The sequence below is a fragment of the Novipirellula artificiosorum genome, from assembly GCF_007860135.1.
Taxonomy (GTDB): domain Bacteria; phylum Planctomycetota; class Planctomycetia; order Pirellulales; family Pirellulaceae; genus Novipirellula_A; species Novipirellula_A artificiosorum.
Map to the genome: position 1 here is coordinate 487,618 of NZ_SJPV01000005.1, position 18,249 is coordinate 505,866.

Annotated in this window: 12 protein-coding genes; 7 read left to right on the forward strand and 5 right to left on the reverse strand. The window is 56.1% G+C overall.

Annotation, left to right across the window (positions count from 1 at the left end):
- Positions 1-58: 58 nt before the first annotated feature.
- Positions 59-3,007 (reverse strand): protein kinase domain-containing protein, encoded by a 2,949-nt coding sequence (locus Poly41_RS16635; RefSeq protein WP_146527801.1) that lies wholly within the window; start codon positions 3,005-3,007, stop codon positions 59-61.
- A 113-nt stretch (positions 3,008-3,120) separates the two neighbouring features.
- Between Poly41_RS16635 and glgA the strand changes: the two genes are divergently transcribed.
- The 3 genes from glgA to Poly41_RS16650 all read left to right on the forward strand — a co-directional run bounded on the left by glgA (position 3,121) and on the right by Poly41_RS16650 (position 8,379).
- Positions 3,121-4,602: a glycogen synthase GlgA gene (gene glgA / locus Poly41_RS16640; protein WP_146527803.1), complete on the forward strand. Its 1,482-nt coding sequence runs from the start codon at positions 3,121-3,123 to the stop codon at positions 4,600-4,602.
- A gap of 162 nt (positions 4,603-4,764) precedes the next feature.
- Positions 4,765-6,033 (forward strand): galactose-1-phosphate uridylyltransferase, encoded by a 1,269-nt coding sequence (locus Poly41_RS16645; RefSeq protein ID WP_146527805.1) that lies wholly within the window; start codon positions 4,765-4,767, stop codon positions 6,031-6,033.
- Positions 6,034-6,213: 180 nt separating this feature from the next.
- The gene (locus Poly41_RS16650) at positions 6,214-8,379 is read left to right on the forward strand and encodes an alpha-amylase/4-alpha-glucanotransferase domain-containing protein (protein WP_146527806.1); all 2,166 of its coding nucleotides are present in this window, start codon (positions 6,214-6,216) and stop codon (positions 8,377-8,379) included.
- A 156-nt stretch (positions 8,380-8,535) separates the two neighbouring features.
- Here the strand turns inward: Poly41_RS16650 and Poly41_RS16655 are convergent, their stop codons facing one another.
- A complete protein-coding gene (locus tag Poly41_RS16655; protein ID WP_146527808.1) occupies positions 8,536-9,000 on the reverse strand; it encodes a hemerythrin domain-containing protein in 465 nt (154 codons plus the stop codon).
- A gap of 482 nt (positions 9,001-9,482) precedes the next feature.
- Here Poly41_RS16655 and Poly41_RS16660 point away from each other — a divergent pair, with 482 nt between their 5' ends.
- Both Poly41_RS16660 and Poly41_RS16665 read left to right on the forward strand, forming a co-directional pair.
- On the forward strand, positions 9,483-10,781 hold the full coding sequence (locus Poly41_RS16660; protein ID WP_146527810.1) for a Na+/H+ antiporter NhaA: 1,299 nt from the start codon (positions 9,483-9,485) through the stop codon (positions 10,779-10,781).
- Positions 10,782-10,820: 39 nt separating this feature from the next.
- Positions 10,821-11,891 (forward strand): LOG family protein, encoded by a 1,071-nt coding sequence (locus Poly41_RS16665; protein ID WP_390621441.1) that lies wholly within the window; start codon positions 10,821-10,823, stop codon positions 11,889-11,891.
- A gap of 18 nt (positions 11,892-11,909) precedes the next feature.
- On the opposite strand, the gene Poly41_RS16670 is transcribed toward Poly41_RS16665, so the two are convergent.
- Positions 11,910-12,974, reverse strand: coding sequence for a glycosyltransferase family 8 protein (locus tag Poly41_RS16670; protein WP_197231390.1), 1,065 nt, complete (start codon positions 12,972-12,974; stop codon positions 11,910-11,912).
- A 489-nt stretch (positions 12,975-13,463) separates the two neighbouring features.
- Here Poly41_RS16670 and Poly41_RS34940 point away from each other — a divergent pair, with 489 nt between their 5' ends.
- Complete coding sequence (locus Poly41_RS34940) at positions 13,464-13,772, forward strand: hypothetical protein (RefSeq protein ID WP_231615710.1); 309 nt, start codon at positions 13,464-13,466, stop codon at positions 13,770-13,772.
- A gap of 20 nt (positions 13,773-13,792) precedes the next feature.
- On the opposite strand, the gene Poly41_RS16680 is transcribed toward Poly41_RS34940, so the two are convergent.
- Complete coding sequence (locus Poly41_RS16680) at positions 13,793-14,977, reverse strand: type III PLP-dependent enzyme (RefSeq protein WP_146527816.1); 1,185 nt, start codon at positions 14,975-14,977, stop codon at positions 13,793-13,795.
- Positions 14,978-15,439: 462 nt separating this feature from the next.
- Between Poly41_RS16680 and Poly41_RS16685 the strand changes: the two genes are divergently transcribed.
- Positions 15,440-17,134: a glycosyltransferase gene (locus tag Poly41_RS16685; RefSeq protein ID WP_146527818.1), complete on the forward strand. Its 1,695-nt coding sequence runs from the start codon at positions 15,440-15,442 to the stop codon at positions 17,132-17,134.
- 31 nt (positions 17,135-17,165) lie between these two features.
- On the opposite strand, the gene Poly41_RS16690 is transcribed toward Poly41_RS16685, so the two are convergent.
- Positions 17,166-18,215: a glycosyltransferase family 8 protein gene (locus Poly41_RS16690; protein ID WP_146527820.1), complete on the reverse strand. Its 1,050-nt coding sequence runs from the start codon at positions 18,213-18,215 to the stop codon at positions 17,166-17,168.
- Positions 18,216-18,249: the final 34 nt, after the last annotated feature.

The window sequence follows — 18,249 nt, forward strand, 5'->3', positions numbered from 1 at the left end:
TCTCGTAGCCACTCGGGCCTCCACAACGGCGGACAAAGCACCGTGCCAGCGGGCCGTGCTAGGGGACCGTAAATTCGGCTGGCAAGTCGTAACGCCCGACGACCGCCTGCCGCGTCGTGACCAAAATCACTTCTTTTCCGGGCCGCTGCGGGTCATCCGCAACCACCCAAATCAACGCCTGTTTGGGATCATGCGACCCCGTGGCCGTCTTGTCAGGGTTGGCACCGAGCAGCAAATCGGTCAACACTTGCCGAAACGGCAAACCTTGCCTCGAGAAATCTCGAATCTGTTGATTCTGAGTGATCCCCATCTTCTGCAAATCGCTACCAACGATTCGCACCGCAGGAACTTGCGTGCCCTCAGGAAGCGAATCAGCAAATTGCTCGACGATCAAATTGATTCCAAATTCGAGCGATTCCTGATCGAAGGCGATCGACATCTTGCGATCGAGCAACTCCTCCAACGTCAACTCCTTTGCGGTCACTGTCGGCACCGAAGGTCGACTTTTCGATGTCGTATTGAACGCCCAGAGCGTTGCCAAACCCAACTGGGGCGCGGCCTTCGCCGGCACATAGACATTCGCGATCGCGATTTGATCGTTCAACCCATACCGAGTTTGTGAAGCCACAAACCGCATCATCGAGGGCAAGCGATTCGCCAGCAAACGCCAGGACGGATCCGCCGTGGACTCGAGAATAAACGTCTCGGCCCAACCGGGCGTCCCTTCGACAGCGCTGCGCAGCTGCCCGAGCAGTGCGGCGCCCGTCATCCCTCCGCTCGGTGAAAATCTCGTCTCGGCATACAAACGCTCGTCATCAAAGTCGGCGACCAGCAGCGCGGTGGCTACGTTCGGAATCAAGAGCGACTTCAAAGGATCGACCCACTTCGGCGCCGACACCTGCAACAACCTCCGAGCATCAGAGAAAATAAAATTCGGTGTGACCATGATGGCAAAGTCAGCTTGGTCACTGGATGCATCCCAAAGCGACTGCATGTTACGTGGCAACGGGATGTCGGCTCCTTCGTTAGCAGCAACCTCTTGCATCCGAGCAATGCTTCCAACGGCAAACTGAGTCACTTGGCTTTCTGGTTCTCGGTCAACCCGTGCAACGAAATAGGCATCATCACCCAGTTCGTCACTGGCGTAAATCGTCGTTCCCTCTGCGGTGTGCGAGGCGGCAACCTCCCACCGCTCGACCAGATCCTCGATCGCGATCGAGTCCCGCAGCATGATCGCAAGCGATACCTCTGGCCAGCCATCCCGTGTTCCACCATCAGGCAACGGATGCATCGCCAGCGACAATCGATCGATCGCGTCAACAGGGACCTTCCCCCGCGCTGCCGCCAACTCCAAGAGGGGCACCAGCTCGGGCCCCAGGGAATCAAGGAATTCCTTTCCCGATGCACGCGAACGTAGCGAAGCAAGCTGAACCGTCAGCACGGCGCCGGGCCCAGGAGGCAAAAGCCGAAGCGGCGCTGGCTGGTCGGTTGAATAGGGCGGTATCCACAAAAGCCGACTGTCGTCGACGGCGAGGAACTCGGATGCAGCGTCTGCATCGGATAGCTCCGGTGCCCCGGATTGTTTCTTCAACGCGTCCTGCTGCTTCTTGGAGTTCGCCGCTTCGACCATCCACTCAGGAAGTGAGGGCTGCGACCGTGGTGCCGCTGCACCGTCGGGGTCCTCGCTTCGACGGGCGAGCAAGGCGACGACAAGCACAAGCACGGCAGCACCGAGCGATCCAAGAACCAGCGGCGCTTTACTTCGATTTCGTTTCCGCCTCCGCGCCGCGGGTGCCGGTGCAGCGGGTGCCGGTGCAGTGGGTGCCGGTGCAGTGGGGGGAGGTGCAGGCGGTTGCGACTGCGGTGAGGCAACCGATGCGGCGACCGACTTCAACGGGCTTGGGGGCTTCGCCGCAACGCTAGCTCGCGACCCCGTGGCCTCCTGATCCGGAGCCTCAAGCAACGGAAGAGTGGCCTTGAGTGCTGTTGAGAGTTGTTCAACGTTTGCAAACCGGGCCTTTGTGTTCTTGGCCATCGCAAAGGCGATCACTCGCAACAACGGATCACCTGCCGAGTGTTTCGATACCGCATGGGCCAACCCATCGGGCACTTCGCTGGCATGTTGCTGCAACGTCTGCTCGTCGGTCGAACTCGCGAACGGCATCGTCCCGATCACCAATCGGTACAGCAAGCAGCCCAGGGAATAAATGTCGGTCGCGACATTGCAGCAGACCGTTGGATCCAAGAACTCAGGAGCTGCGTAAGCGATTGGGCTACAAAGCGTATCAAGCCAAGCCGGTGGGTCTTGGGCGGCCGTGTCTCGGACAACCGGCGACTTCGGCGGTAGCGCGGGATCACGTAACAGGATCGCGACCGGCGAGCTGCCGCTGGTAATCCAAACACGGTCGCTGCGGACAGCCCCATGCACGAGCGACGCACGATGCAAAACGTTCAAGGCATCACAAACCGAGATACCGATTTGGCAAGCTTGCCGCGGCAAGACGGTCGCGCCGGCACCAACCCGATGGAACAAGCATTTGCCAGTTGGCAGTGCAGAAAAAACCGCCAACTCGTCTGCGCCGCGGTCCAGTTCAACTCCCTGGAGCGAGGCGTGGAGAGTCTTTGCGTGCGTCGCGAGCCATCGGTCGCGGTCCTGGGCAAGGGGCTTCGGGTCGACGCGAAAGAGAAAACCCCGCTCTTGCGAGGTCCGGCCCGTCGACGTTCGCTGAACGCGAAGCCACCGGCTCAGCGGGGCTTCACTCGTCCCTTCACGCTGGAGATACGGGCCGATTCGTCGCAAGACGGGATCGGCCGACAACAGCGTCTTGGCTTGAAACTCCGACAAAATGCCGAGGCGAACCAGGTATTTTGCGAGCGACAACGCGTCTGCGGGTGGCGAACCCCCGGACGCTTTAGCATACTTGGCCGCATATTGCTTGCATCCGTCCGCATCGGTAATACCACTACGAACCAATCGGGACCCGAACTCGCTGAGTGCGACCGCCATCGATAAACAATGTCTCTTTAAGAAAACCGCTGATTTTGACCTACAGTCTAACGGAGTCCTCCGTCGAGAGTGTCTCCTGTCGATCGTAGTACTTTAACCGACCGAGCCGTATCTTGAATATCGTCTACGTTACCACCGAAGCGGTGCCGTTTGCAAAAACCGGCGGATTAGCGGATGTGTGTGGCACCTTGCCTTCGAAAGTCGCGGCACTGGGGCACCGTACGGCCGTCATCATGCCAGCTTTTCGCAGCATTCACCATGCGGGTTTGCCGATCGAGTCGACCGATATCACTTTCGCGGTTCCCATGTCGGATCAGAAATTGATTGGTGCCCGACTGCTCAAATCGACCCTTCCGGACCAAGACGTCCCCGTTTGGTTCATTGATCAACCACAATATTTCGAGCGCGACTCGCTCTACGGCACCGCCGATGGCGACTACCCCGACAACGCCGAACGGTTCGCGTTCTTTTGCCGAGCGGCATTGCAAGCGATTGCTCGGCTCGGATGGCCCATCGATATCGTCCACTGCAACGATTGGCAAACCTCGCTGATTCCTGGTTTGATGGCGGCCAAGCCAAAGGCCTATTCTTGGATCGCCAGCGCATCGACCGTGTTGTCGATTCACAACCTTGCCTATCAAGGTCACTTCTGGTCCGAAGCCTTTCGCTGGACCGATCTCGACTGGTCCCATTTCAACCCAAATGAATTTGAATTCTACAACCACCTGAATTTCTTGAAGACCGGGATTGTCACGGCGGACATGGTCAGCACGGTCAGCCCCCGGTATGCCGAAGAAATTCGCTCGCCCGAGCAAGGTTGCGGTCTTGATAATATCCTTCGTGGCAGATCGGATCGATTGGTGGGAATCATCAACGGCATCGACGAATCCGTCTGGGACCCTGAAACCGATCCAAAAATTGTCGCAAACTACGATGCCCGATCCTTCCAACGAGGGAAGTTCGCGAACAAACGTTCGCTGCAACACCGGTTCGGTTTGGAACAAAGCGATGAAGTCCCGATGATCGGACTCGTCGGCCGACTCGCGTCTCAAAAAGGGTGGGACATTATCCTCCCAGTCATTCGTTCACACCTCAGCGAGGATCGCCCGGCGCAGTGGATCGTGCTTGGCAGTGGCGATCCGGTTTACGAAGCAGAACTGCGAACGCTGGCGAAGGCGTACCCCAATCGATTTGCGTTGTACTTGGGGTTCAGCGATGAGCTTGCTCATCAAATCGAAGCGGGAGCAGACCTCTTTTTGATGCCCAGTCAATACGAACCCTGTGGTCTGAACCAACTCTATAGCCTCCGCTACGGTACCGTCCCGATCGTTACCGAAACCGGTGGACTCGCCAACACCGTGGTCAATTGCACCACACAGACGCTTGCCGATGCAACGGCGACTGGGTTCTATGTTCCCGAGTCCAATCCAATCGCGTTGGACCAAACGATCGGAAAAGCCTTGCACCTCCGCTATCACCAGCGAGAAAAATGGGAACAAATCATCCAAACCGGGATGAAGCAGGACTTCTCATGGCGGAAGAGCGCAGGCCAGTATGTCGACCTTTACGCCAAAACGATTGCCCTTAAAGCATAAGCATCGTTCTGGTCTGGAAAATGGGCGAAAAGTATCCCGCATTTTTGCCGCTTTTCGCTTTGCAAACCACGATACCTATGAGGTAGGATCAGCGCGCGTGAGGGGTGTTGCAACGCCCAACACCGCCCTAGCAAATTATCCATCTGACTGTGAAGTAAAGCCGTGATCGAGAACGTCAAAACTCAAGTCCACGATCGATTCGAACAGACGGTCCCCACTTCCGAAGTTGACGAAGCCTCCCACATGGCCCACAACGCCTTGGCGTCCGACGGCCCTCCGGATTGCTCCACCGTCCCTTCACCTAAAATCGATCGCCACGCCGTTGCCTCTCCAGGAACCGCTCAATCACGGTTGGATCCGATCACAGGTGAATGGACCATTTTCGCACCGCATCGCGGCGCCCGTCCCAACCAGTTTGGTTCGCTGCGAAGGATGGCCAACAAAAAAAAGGTGACCTGCCCCTTCTGTGCGGGAGAAGAAGCGTCGACGCCTTCCGCATGCTGGGCGGCCAGGGTCGATCACGAAGATCGCTTTGTGGTCTTTGGCGATCCGACCGACGTGGAAGCTCTCGATTGGTCCGTTCGCGTGGTGCCGAACAAGTATCCCGTGATCACGGAAAACGCCTGTGGGTGCAATCAAGGCGCCTCGTTGACGAGGAATCCGAGCAGTCGCTCTCACCCTCTGTTCCAGTCGCGTGACTTGATCGGTGGTCACGAAGTGATCATCGAATCACCCTATCACGTCCAATCTCTCAGCGAATTGGACCTGGCGGAAACCAAACTGCTGCTGTTTGCCTACCAGCAACGTCTGCGGTTTTGGCGAAACCAAAAGGGGGTCAAGTACATCAGCCTGTTTAAAAACGTCGGTGGCGACGCAGGTGCATCGTTGCAACACAGCCACAGCCAATTGATCGCAACCGATCAGATCCCCAATTCGGTCGAGACGATTTGCGAGCGAATGCGGTCACATCAGGCCAAGACAGGATGCTGCTTGCAATGTGATATCATTCGAGCGGAACTCAAGCACAGGACCCGGATCGTCGCCCAAACCGATTCCCTGGTGGCCTATTGTCCCTACGCCAGCCGATTGCCGATGCTCATTCGCGTCACCACCAAGGAACACATCGACCATTTTGACGACGTCCCTTTCGCTTCCCTCGACGAACTGGCTCGATTGCTGCAGCGGATGACAGGTTGGCTTGAATCGATGATCCCCCAAGTTGCCTACAATGTGCTGCTTCACACGCGACCTCCGGGCGCAACGGGCAGCTCCGAAGCATTTCACTGGTCGCTGGAATTCTTTCCTCGAATCAGCCGAGTGGCCGGTTTTGAATGGAGCAGCGATTGCATGATCAACACCGTGTTGCCCGAAGTCGCAACCGAAAAGTATCGGCAATTCACGGCTGCTGAGGACCCTCGTCGCGTTCTTTGAAGTCTTCTCGCGAGCCGTTTCTTGCATGTCTCGCGTCCCGTCGCGTGGTTTGAATCCAGTTGGCTACAATTTAGATGATCCTGTTGCATCGATTGATCCGATAGTAACAGCAAAGTTGTCGCGATACGTTCTGCTCGCGCTCGAAGTCCCGTCCGCCGCCGATCACCCCAAACAAAAAATATGACGCCACACGCATATTTGTGCCTGGTTTTGCACAATCACCAACCCATTGGCAACTTTGACGGCGTGTTCGAACAAGCGTACCAGGACAGCTATCTGCCGTTCTTGGAGGTCTTTGAACCGTTTGAAAGCCTGCAAATCTCGCTACACACATCGGGTCCGTTGATGATTTGGTTGTCCGAGCGACACCCCGAGTACATCGACCGGTTGCGGATGCTGATCGACGCCGGTCGCGTCGAAATTGTCGGTGGTCCTCAATACGAACCGATCATGACGATGCTGCCGTCACGCGATCGGATCGGCCAGATCCAAGTCTACAGCAACTGGCTGCATCGCACCCTTGGTGTTCGGCCTCGAGGCATGTGGATGCCCGAACGCGTTTGGGAATCGTCCTTAACCCGTGATGTGGTGGACGCAGGAATTGAATACACCGTCTTGGACGATTACCATTTCCGCGCAGCTGGACTTCGTGACCAAGATCTCCGCGGTTATTTTTTGACCGAGGACGACGGACGACTGCTGCGAGTTTTTCCTGGATCCGAACGACTCCGCTACACGATCCCGTTTCGGCCTGCTCAGGAAACGATCGATCATTGTCGCCAGTTCGCGGAGCAGTCGCCCGGTGCGGTCTTAACGTTCGGCGACGACGGCGAAAAATTCGGCACTTGGCCCGATACGAAGGTTCATGTCTACGAAAAGGGATGGCTGCGGTCCTTCTTCACCGCATTATGCGAAAATGCCTCGTGGCTGAAAACGGTCACACTCGCTGAAGCCGTTACCCAAACGGCTCCCGCCGGGAAGGTCTATTTGCCCGATTGCAGCTATCGCGAGATGACCGAATGGGCGCTGCCCACCGAATCGCAAGAAACATTCGACGAGGTCACCCATGCGATGGAAGATCACCCGCAATGGGGCGATTTGAAACCGTTCATCCGCGGTGGTTACTGGCGTAATTTCAAGTCCAAATACGAAGAAACGAACGAAATGTACGCTCGCATGATGAGCGTCAGTCGCAGATTGGCCGATGCGGAAGCGGCCGCCAGCGACCCGTTGGAAATCGCAAGGATTCGCGATGACTTGTATCGCGGCCAATGCAATTGCCCTTACTGGCACGGCGCTTTTGGTGGCATCTATCTGCCCCACCTGCGTAACGCAATCTATCAACACTTGATCGCTGCCGACAACCGACTTTCCAAACTCGAAGGAATGAATGAGCAAACGGTTCTTGCCACCGCAGACGATTACAATTTTGATGGACTGCAGGAAGTCCGCCTCAGCAACAATCGCTTGTGCGCGTGGATCGCACCGGGGCATGGCGGCCGTATGTACGAGCTTGATGTTCGCGAGATACGCCACAACCTGCTCGCGACGTTGCAACGCCGTCCCGAGAATTACCACCGCAAGGTCCTGGCCGGTCCCCATGCCGCAGGCGAGGATGTTGCCAGCATTCATGATCGCGTTGTCTTCAAGCAAGCCGACCTGGACCAACGCTTGCAATATGACCGTTATGCTCGCAAGAGCTTGATGGATCATTTCTATGACAACGATGCCTCACTGCAATCGGTCGCTCGCGGCGAAGCCGAGGAGCGGGGCGATTTTGTCGATCTGCCGTTCGAAACCAAGATTCGGCGTGGTGCCGATCGGGTGCAGGTCCAGATGCGGCGAGATGGAAACGCCTGGGGAATCCCGATCACCTTGACCAAAGCGGTAACCCTTTGCGCCGGCAGCGATCGATTGGCCGTTACGTATTTACTGGAGAACTTGCCACAAGATCGTCCGCTACACTTTGCGATCGAGATGAATTTTGCCGGCTTACCTTCCGGTGCTGACGATCGCTACTTCTCCGATCTTGACGGCCACCGCTATGGCCAACTCGGCGAGGAACTTGATCTGCGGGATGCCCATGGGCTAAGCCTATCGGATCGTTGGCTCGGCATCGATGTGCGAATGGAGATCGACCGACCGAGTGGAATTTGGGCTTTCCCGATTTCAACGGTCAGCCAAAGTGAATCGGGTTTCGAATTGGTGCATCAGAGCGTCTGTGTTCAACCGCACTGGATCGTCACCGGCGATGCCGATGGACGATGGGTCGTACAAATCGAAATGGCGGCCAACTGCGAACCTTCGGCCGAAACGATTCACGAAGAACAAGTGATCCGCTTGTAGGTTTCTTTTTTCCGACCAGACGCGGGTGCCCCCCGGCACGCACCTGTTCCGCGATTCGGCAACCGATTTCGTCGCCGCACTGCTTGACGCTTCGGCGTCGCGACTCAGTGATGAGGATCGACAGCAAATGAACGACATCAAGTCCCCTCGGAATCGCTACTCGACATCGTCTTCGGGTGCGAGCCAATCGATGTGTTCGCCTTCGTACTCTTCGTGTTCGTCCAGCCTATCGATGAACAGGCCGACCTCTCGCATCGCGATCTGCCACGACTCGAACGGCGGTTCCAGCTGACCCAATCGCTCGACCAAACTGTCCAATTCGACCAGCAGCTCCTGATGATCCTGAGAAGCTTGGTCGCGACTCGCCGCCACTTCGGCTGAACCCGCCGGATAGGCGTCTGCCAACTGCCTTCCCATTTGGTCTTCGCGATCAAAATGATGCGTGAGCTGTTTGCGGAACTGTTTCAGTTTGCATGCCGCTTCCCCAAACTTCGGAACGCCCATTTGAGAAACAGAATAGGTCCACTCGCGAAACGCGTCGATTCGCTGGTTCAAATCCTCATGTTCGCTCTTCCACTGAGCAAACAGGGCGCGAACGGAATGTTTGGTTTGATCGGTCATGATCAGCCTCCGCTTGTTTCGCAATGCTGGAATCGAATCGCGAGGAGCAGTCGCGTCCCTCTCTTAACTGCAATACCAGTACCAATTGGAATCGATTTGTTTCGCCGACGGCGGCGAGTCGCACGGCCAAGTCTGCAAGCCGTTTGCCGGTCCAGACTTCCTGGTCACCGTGCGAGCGCAAAAAGCTCGTATTTGCTGTGATTGGAATCGCGCGGACTGAGACGATTCGCACGATTGACCGACCACCTACTGTGACCTTGTGTCACGTTGTTCTGCCCCACGGACGACCCCTTGATTCGGCCTATTTGGCACAAACCGGTGCTCGACGTCACTTTCCCTGTTTTTGCTAGCAAAGTGAAACAAACAAGTCACCTCTCCCTTGTGAGCATAACTCACTATATTTCGGGCGCAGGTACTTGGAAGGTTCCAATCTCCGCACCCATTTCGTCCCCATTTTGAACTTCAGAGGTCTCGCACGGGAAATGTCCGCGCATACACCAAACCGCGGAGTACTCCGCACGCTGATTGACAACTCGTTCCTGCTCATACTCGGAGCGGTCGGTGCACTCCTCTGGGCGAACTTAGATCAGCATAGTTACGAGCAATTCGTCCATTTCGATCTTACCTCGCTTTGGGGCGGTGGCCATTCGGTTGGACACGAGGCAGCGAATCATGCGGCCGGTTCGCACGAAGCGGTCGAGCAGGTGGCCGCGTCGCACGGATTGACGCTGCATTTCATCATCAACGATATTCTGATGGCATTGTTTTTCGCCATTGCGGCGAAGGAAGTCTGGGAATCCTTGCTGCCAGGCGGTGCCCTTTCGAATCCTCGCAAAGCTGCCACGCCATTGCTCGCCACCGTGGGGGGCATCATCGGTCCGGCACTGATCTACGTTGCAGGAACCTACCTGACCGGTACACAGGAAGATTTGGGGAAAGGATGGGCCATTCCTTGTGCCACCGATATCGCCTTCAGTTACCTGATCGCCCGGTTCATTTTCGGTGCCAGTCATCCGGCGATTGCATTCCTGTTGCTGTTGGCAATCGCCGATGACGCGGCGGGGCTGATGATTTTGGCCGTCTTTTACCCTCAGGCTCCCATTGCCCCGCAATGGCTCCTGCTCACCCTGGCAGCCATGTTGGGCGCCTTGGTGCTCCGCCGCATGAAAGTCCACTCTCACTGGGCCTATTTGATCGGTCCGGGGATCGCGTGTTGGTACAGCTTCTATCAAGCCAACATTCACCCCGCACTTGGATTGGTCCCCATCATTCCGCTGTTGCCTCATGCCCATACGGACCTTGGCATCTTCGCTCGCGAAGAACTCAATCGCGACGACACGCTGAGCGCATTTGAGCACTTCTGGAAGCTGCCCGTCGAATACATTCTGGGGCTCTTTGGCCTGGCGAACGCAGGCGTCGTGATGAGCAGTTTGGGGACGGGAACGTGGGTCGTTCTGGCCGGATTGCTGATTGGCAAGCCCGTTGGCATCACCGCCTTCACCTTGTTCGCAGAAAAGGTGCTGAAACTGGAGAAGCCCGCTGGGATGGATTATCGTCACGTGGTCACCCTTGGAATGGTAGCGGGGATTGGTTTCACGGTTGCGTTGTTTGTCTCGGTAGCCGCCTTTACGGTCCCCGGAGCGATTCAGGATTCCGTAAAAATGGGAGCCCTGCTGAGCTTTGGTGCCGCACCGTTGGCATTGATCCTTGGCAAAGTACTGGGCATCAAGCCCGAACGCGTGGTCCCAGCCAGCGAAGCGACGTCGACCGACGCCGCCTAGTCCCCCACAACCGTCGACTCTTGCAGAATGACTACGAAAATGGATCAGAAAGACCTGCCCATCGAAGCGATTGGCGAAGACGAACTGCATCGTCCCCAACCTGCCGATGAACCGATTTCAACGGTCGATTCCCAGGACTTATTACAAGTGATCCGGCATACGGTCGATCGATTGGAAAAGGACAAGACGGCCCGCGGTGACCTCAAAATCCTGTCGCGCACGCTGCGCGAGTTGCGCTATGCCTTTAAGGTTTTCCGCCCCTATCGTCGGCGCCGCAAAGTCACCATTTTCGGCTCGGCTCGCACGTCGCCCGAGCAACCCGAGTACCAAACCGCCGTCGAGCTCGGACGGAGGATGGCCGAGCACGGTTGGATGGTGATCACCGGTGCGGGGGGCGGTATCATGGAAGCAGGTCATCGTGGGGCCGGTCGTGAGGCCTCGATGGGACTGAACATCATGCTGCCGTTTGAACAGAGTGCCAACCCGTATATTCAAGGTGACCCCAAATTGGTCACGATGAAGTACTTTTTCACGCGGAAGTTGATGTTCGTGAAAGAGTGTAGCGGCATCGTCTGCTTGCCAGGCGGATTCGGTACCCTCGATGAAGCGCTCGAAACGCTGACGTTGATGCAAACCGGAAAACAAACGATGCTGCCATTGGTGCTGCTCGATGCACCCGATGGAAGCTATTGGCGAGACCTTGGCGTGTTCATGGACAAACAACTCCTCGAGGGTGGCATGATCAGCCCCGAAGACGTCTCTCTCTACAAGATCACCAACTCCGTAGACGAAGCCGTCCAGGAAATTCTGGATTTCTACTGTGTTTATCACAGCATGCGTTACGTCCGCGACCAGTTGGTGTTCCGATTGAAAGAAAAACTGAGTGACGAAACGCTTGAAGAGATCCGCGACGAGTTCTCCGATATCCTCGTCGATGGCACGTTTAAGCAAACCAAGTCCCTTGCAGATGAAATTGGCGAACCCGACTTGGCTCACTTGCCGCGATTAGTGTTTCACTTCAATCGCAAAGCCATGGGGCGACTCCGCATGCTGATCGACCACCTCAACCGCTCTCGAGTGGTTTGCCCAGACGATTGCAAGGAAACCTGAGCAAGTCGGCGACACCCTTTATGCAGCGCGACGGTCTTCGTCTTGATTCGAAGCACCCATGCCTAGCCTCGCCAATCGTAACTTCGCTTTACTGACTCGGCGCTCGAGCCACTGCTTCATCGTGCGACGCTGACGAGCTGGGCCGGGATGATCCGGGTTGGACTTCAAACGGTACCGAGCCCAAGCGGTTTGTCGCATCTGCCAGACAAACTCATCTCCAAACGGATGTCCGCTATCGCGAAACCATGGCTTGTGGATCCAAGTGAAGTGACAAATCCACGGGTCGTTTGCCAAATTGGAAAACGTTGGCTCTTCGAGTGGACTGTGGTCGCAGCACTTGTAAGCATAATAATGCGCGGTCTGGTTCCACCGCGAATCCAATTCCCGCCACTTGCCATGCAGCACCACATTCAGCGCATACTGGTCGCAGTACAGCACATGGTCGCGATGGTCTTCGAGACACTGGTAGGCTTGCTCGGGGATCTGTTCTTGACGCCACTGAGCCACGTTGATGACGAGCATGCCCGCATTGAACACCTTGGCTCGTGGATCGAGATGAAGCTCTCGATAATTTGCAATCGGAGTCGCAGTCCCAAGCCGTGAGTGCTTCAGCGGTTGATTCGCAAAGACCACCTCGGCATCGACATAGGGGCTAGCGAGTTCCAATGCTGCCAAAGCCGAATGGTCCTCCATCGGCTCCTCCCACAAAATGCTGATGTCCTTGCGTACGAGCAGATCCGAATCGAGATAGATCACCTTTTCCACCGTCGGCGGAACAAGGCTTGGGATCAGCAACCGTAAGTAGGTCGTGTGGTTGAGGTAGCCGGAGGTCACCAAATGGCTTAACTGGCTCATCTCGATATCGTGCCAATGCACTTCCAACCGGCGATCGGCCCAAGACTTCAAAATCCGGTTTTTCGTACCGCGCTGAATCCCTCCATCGAACACATGCAGCTGAACACGCCGCCCCGGATCGAGATGACAAAGCATCGAGCGGATGGTAACGACCAGCCCAATCGCGTAATTTTCGTCCGCACCGGTAACAACGACCAGCGGCTCTGAGTTCTGAACTGGCTTTGGCATCAAGTGCATCTCCCCGCGACTCGCTTTCCCAACTGAAATGGTGGTCGGTTCCGGTGAACCATCCTGCCGCTATACCAACGTTTCGGGCCACTAAGCAAGCCCAGTGCCCCCGACCTCAGCGTGCAGGCACGCCAATCGGCTTTGCTTTAGGGATTGCAAATGGGTAGCGCGGAATTCTAGATTGGAGGCTAGAATTGGCTGAAGTTGGATAACCCCTGCGGTCCAGGAGGTCGTGCAGTTTTTAAGTTGTGACTGCTGAAGTGTTTAGGTATCCAACCACCCCTGCCCGCGCAGCGGGAGGGGTCGAGCGCAGCGAGGGGGAGGTAAATCTTGTAAGTCTTTTTCAATCAACAACTTAAAAACTGCACGACCTCCCAGCGAGGAAGGACTTTTCATGGCAAAAGCTGTTGAATCCCAGCGGAAAGCTGAAAAAGCACTTTTGCAAACCCTACCGTTATCCAATTGTTTCTGATGAATTGATTCGCTTTGATGGACCGGACCATTCCCGCTTGTGAATTCGCCGATGACCGTCCGGTCAACGCCACCGATCGCAACCTGACTCGCAACCTGACTCGCAGCATGGGGGATGCGGCATGCTTTGGCGGGATGGTGGGTTGCGGCGAAACCTATTTTCCGGCTTTTGCACTAGCGGTTGGTCTGGGCGCTCTCACGGGCGCTGGGATCCTGGCGACGCTGGGCTGCGAATCGCGCACTTACCGCGACCTGTTCGGAATCTTATCCGTCCGCCCCGGCGCGGGTAGCGTCACCGCGCCGATCATCGCCAGCGCCGAGGAATAGTCACGCAGCCGCAACCATCGCTACGCAATCAAGACAGACTTGGCGACTGGCAGCCCGTTGAACGGACACGCGCTAGCACCCGCATAGGCACCCATGCACGGCACCATCAACAACTCGCCAACTTCGAGATCGGGCATTTCTTGGTCCCGGCAGACCACGTCGCCCGAATCACAAGTCGGGCCTGCTATCACACCCGCAGCAACGGGGCGATCACCGCTCGATTCAAACAGAATCGGAAAGTCGCCGTGATCAAACATGATTCCCGAAAAGGAATTGTAGATGCCGTCGTCGATGAAATACCAAGGCATTCCCCAACGTTTGCTTTTTCCGATCACCTTGGTGACCAACGTCGTCGATTCAGCGCACAACCCGCGACCGGGCTCGGCAAGGAAGCGTACATTCATTCGGCCGAAATGTTCCTGTAGGCCACGCCAAATCACGCCGCAAAATGAATCCGTCGATGGAACATCGTCGCGGTACGGAGCAGGGAATCCACCACCGATATCCAAGACGCTCAATACAAATCCCATCCGCGTCGCTAAATCCCAAACTTCACGGACTTTGGCGATCGCGATGCAATAGTCCTCAGGGCTGACGCATTGACTGCCAACGTGGAACGAAAAACCTCGCACGTTCAATCGCCGCCGACTCGCCGCTTCCAACAAGGAAGCAACGTCCTCCACCGGTGCACCGAATTTGGCGGAAAGATTGATCTTGCTCGACTGGGCGGTAATTGCCAAACGCAACAGTAAATTGACTTCCGATGTTAGGTTCACATCGGTCGACCAAGACGCGATCTTTTCAGCCTCGGACTCGCTGTCGTAAACAAACCAGCGAAGGCCGGCATCATAGCACTGGCGAAAGTTGTCTTCGGTTTTGCACGGATGCGTGTGCAACATCCGATCGGGCGTGAATCCGGCCGCCAGCGCGGCGACCATTTCGCCCGCCGAACAGACGTCGACAAACGCCTTTTCTGCGGCCAATGCTTCCAGGATGACGGGGGCGGGATTCGCCTTGGCGGCGTAGTACAAATCCACACCGGGCATCGCCTGCTTCATCTCCCAATAGTTCCTGACCAAACGACTCCGGGACGTTACCAGCAGCGGCGTGCCATGCTGGACCGCCAAACTGCGAGCGGAATCGAAAGACAAAACGGGAGTCGCGGTGCGGGCGCACGGGTCGCGCAGAAGTTCAGTATCAATCATGCCAGGTGGCACCTCGGGGTCGGATGAGAAACTAGGAAAATCAAAAGGCAAAGTCAGTTTCTTTTAAACCGATCTGAGCCGACATTTCCCAGCAGTAATCTCGCCGCTTCGCTGCAAACGGGCCTCGTTGACCTTGGGGCGAACCTTGCGGTGTGGCGGGCTGTGGTCGCAAGTACGTCGTAGGGACACACGCTGGACAGCATCGGAATCACGAGCAGTTCGCCGCAGCGTCCCGACCCGTCGATCCCACTCGCTCGGTAAAAACCGAGCCACCTTCGATCGGCTGATTTTAAGACCATCCGATCACGATGATATACCAACAACGCTTCACAAACACTAGACCGGCTTTCCTCCGAAAAATCGCCTCCGGACTCGAGTTTCTCCACTTGAGCTTGATTCCGCCCACCCCGGTTCGGTAAGGAGAGATAGCGACTCTCCACAGAAGACAGGAACTGAGATACCATGCATGCTCACTCATCGTCCGGATCCATCTGTATCGTGACCCACTCGTTGCTTGGCGTCTTGTCCGCCAAAGGCAACGAGTCACACGCGTGGCAACTCTCTCATACACTTGCCGACCAGGGGTGGACCGTCCATCTGTTAGCCGCGTCCGACGACGATAGCGAACTTCAACGGACCGAATGTCGACGCCGATTCGCGGAAAACGGTATTTCGCTGTTCACGATGGACGACTTCCGAAGCAATCCTGACGTGAAACTCGATGCGGACTGCCTCGCTCCGATCGACGCCGTTAGCGTACAGATCTTTGAGGCTCTGAAAGCCCTCAACCACGAACACGCCTACGATCTGATTCAGTTTGCCGAACGAGGTGGCCACGGATTCCGAACCGTACAAGCCCGAAGAATGGGATCTGCATTTGATCAGACAAAGGTCATTGTCCGACTGCAAGGTTCGAGTCAGTGGGCCCGCCATGCGAACCGCCAATGGCCGACGGGCATTGATGAGGCGTTCAGTGACTTCTACGAGCGTTACCTCTTCGAACACGCCGACTTCCAACAAGCATCGTCCCAATCTCTTCTTGACCATGCTCGAAGTGTTGGATGGAGTGTTCGCGCAGAGGCGACCGTCCTACCCATCAACATGGCAACTGACTCAGAGCACGTCCTCAAAGCGCCCCATCACGTTGGATCCCAGCGGAGCGACTCAACCCTTTGTGATCTTTACGCAGCGATGATCTCGTCGCACGACGAAAGCTCAATCGCGAGTGTCTCGCTGAAAGTCGCACCGCCCTTGGTCAGTATCGCAGTGCCTTACTACAACATGGCCGAATTCGCTCCCGACACGCTCGCGTCGCTCGCCGCGCAAGACTATCCCAACTTGGATGTGATGGTCATCAATGATGGTTCACCCGACGCAAGGTCCAATCAGGTGTTCGAACAGTTCAAACAGACCTATCCGGATTTCCGATTCCTATCACATAAGAACCGCGGCCTCGGCGCGACACGAAATCGCGGGATCGCGGAAGCACGCGGCGAGTATTTCATCCCCGTGGATTCGGACAACATTGCCGGTCCCAAGATGGTCTCGCGTTTTGTTCAGGCGATCGAGCGCAACCCGGAACTCACGGCGGTCGCGTGCTTCTATCGTGCTTTCCAAGAAACCCCGGATATCGCTGCGGGGAAGATCCAATACGTCTATCGACCCTGTGGCGGTCCGTTTGTGGTTTCCGGTTTGCGAAACGTCTACGGCGATGCGAACGCCATCTTCCGTCTCGATGCGATACGCGATTCAGGCGGGTACGAACTCGATCGCGACACCAGCTATGAAGATTGGGAATTCTTCGTCAAGCTTGCTTGCCAAGGTCATCAACTCGACGTCATCCCCGAGTATTTGTTCTACTATCGTCATCGCGAGGATAGCTTGATGCGAAGTACCGATCACTACCTTAATCAATACCGTGTCATGCGTCAGTTCTTTGATGTAAACAATCTGTGCCGGGCCGAGCAGATCACATTGTGGTCAACGTTGATGGGGCTCCACGAAGCTCGAAACAACATCGCCCCGCCGCAAGCAAAAGCAAAGAAGACCACGGCAAAGCGAGTCATGGATGAATTTCAGCGAGTGGCACGAAAGCTGTCCAAAGCAGGACAAGCGTTTTCACGCTCCCCATCCAGCGATCACAAACGTGCAGCCTAAAACCAATCCGCCGGCAAGCACGCGGCAGACGTCACGCCGCCCGACGGTCTGAGTCAAACAAGTGGCGAGCCATATTCTTTCGTCGACGAAACTCGATCTTTACGGCCTTCGTATGGTGCTTCCACCAAGTCCGTAGAAGCGCGTTCGGCTTCTCCGCTTCGAAATGGGCCCAAGCGGTCTTGGCCAAATGCCGCTGAAACAAACGCTTCGCGGGGTGCCGGCAATAGTAGTGCCAAGGCTTCGACGGCGACGTGAAATGAATCACCCATGGATCCGTCATCAATCTCGTGTACGTTTCGCGATCGAAAGGGCTATCATGATGCGATGGAAATAGGTGAACCTGAGCGCCTTGGTTCCATTGCGGGTTCAATTCGCCCCAACGCCCGTAGAGCACAACGTTCAATGCGTACTGGTCCCACCATAAGACATGCTCGCGGTGTTTTTCCAAACATTCAAACAACTGAGCATCAATCCGTTCGCGTCGCCACCGGTCAACGTCAATCAGCAAGACACCCGTATTGAAGTACTTTGAACAGGGATCCAGTGACAGACTTTTGTAGTTGGCGATCGGGAGCGGCGAAGCAAGAAAGCGTTTGAAGTGAGTGTAGGACTTCATTGCGATCGCCGCATCGATGTAAGGTGCAGCAGAATCCTGTGCCGCCAACACCAAATGGCGATTTAGCGGCAAGTCCCAGAGTTCACCCAAGTCACGACAAACAATCAAATCAGAGTCTAAGTAAATCGCTCGATCAATCGACGTTGGAAGAATCTGCGGAATCAACAAGCGAAGGTAAGCTGACGAGCTGATGTGCCCGTCAACGGGCAAATGACTCAACGTGGACATCGAGACTTCGATGAACTGAATCGCTACACGAGGGTTGTTGCACGAATCCGCAATCCTCCGTTTGGACTCGTCGGTCATTCCACCGTCGAAAATGTACAGCTGCATCGAACGAGGTTCGGCGAGCGATTCGATCGCCGATCGAAGCGTTACGGCCAACGGCATCGCATAGGCTTCATCGGATCCACTCACCACAATGATCGGATCCATCGATGCGGCCTTGTTCTCTGTTTGATTCATGGATCTCGATCCCCTCGGATTGCAGTCGAATTGG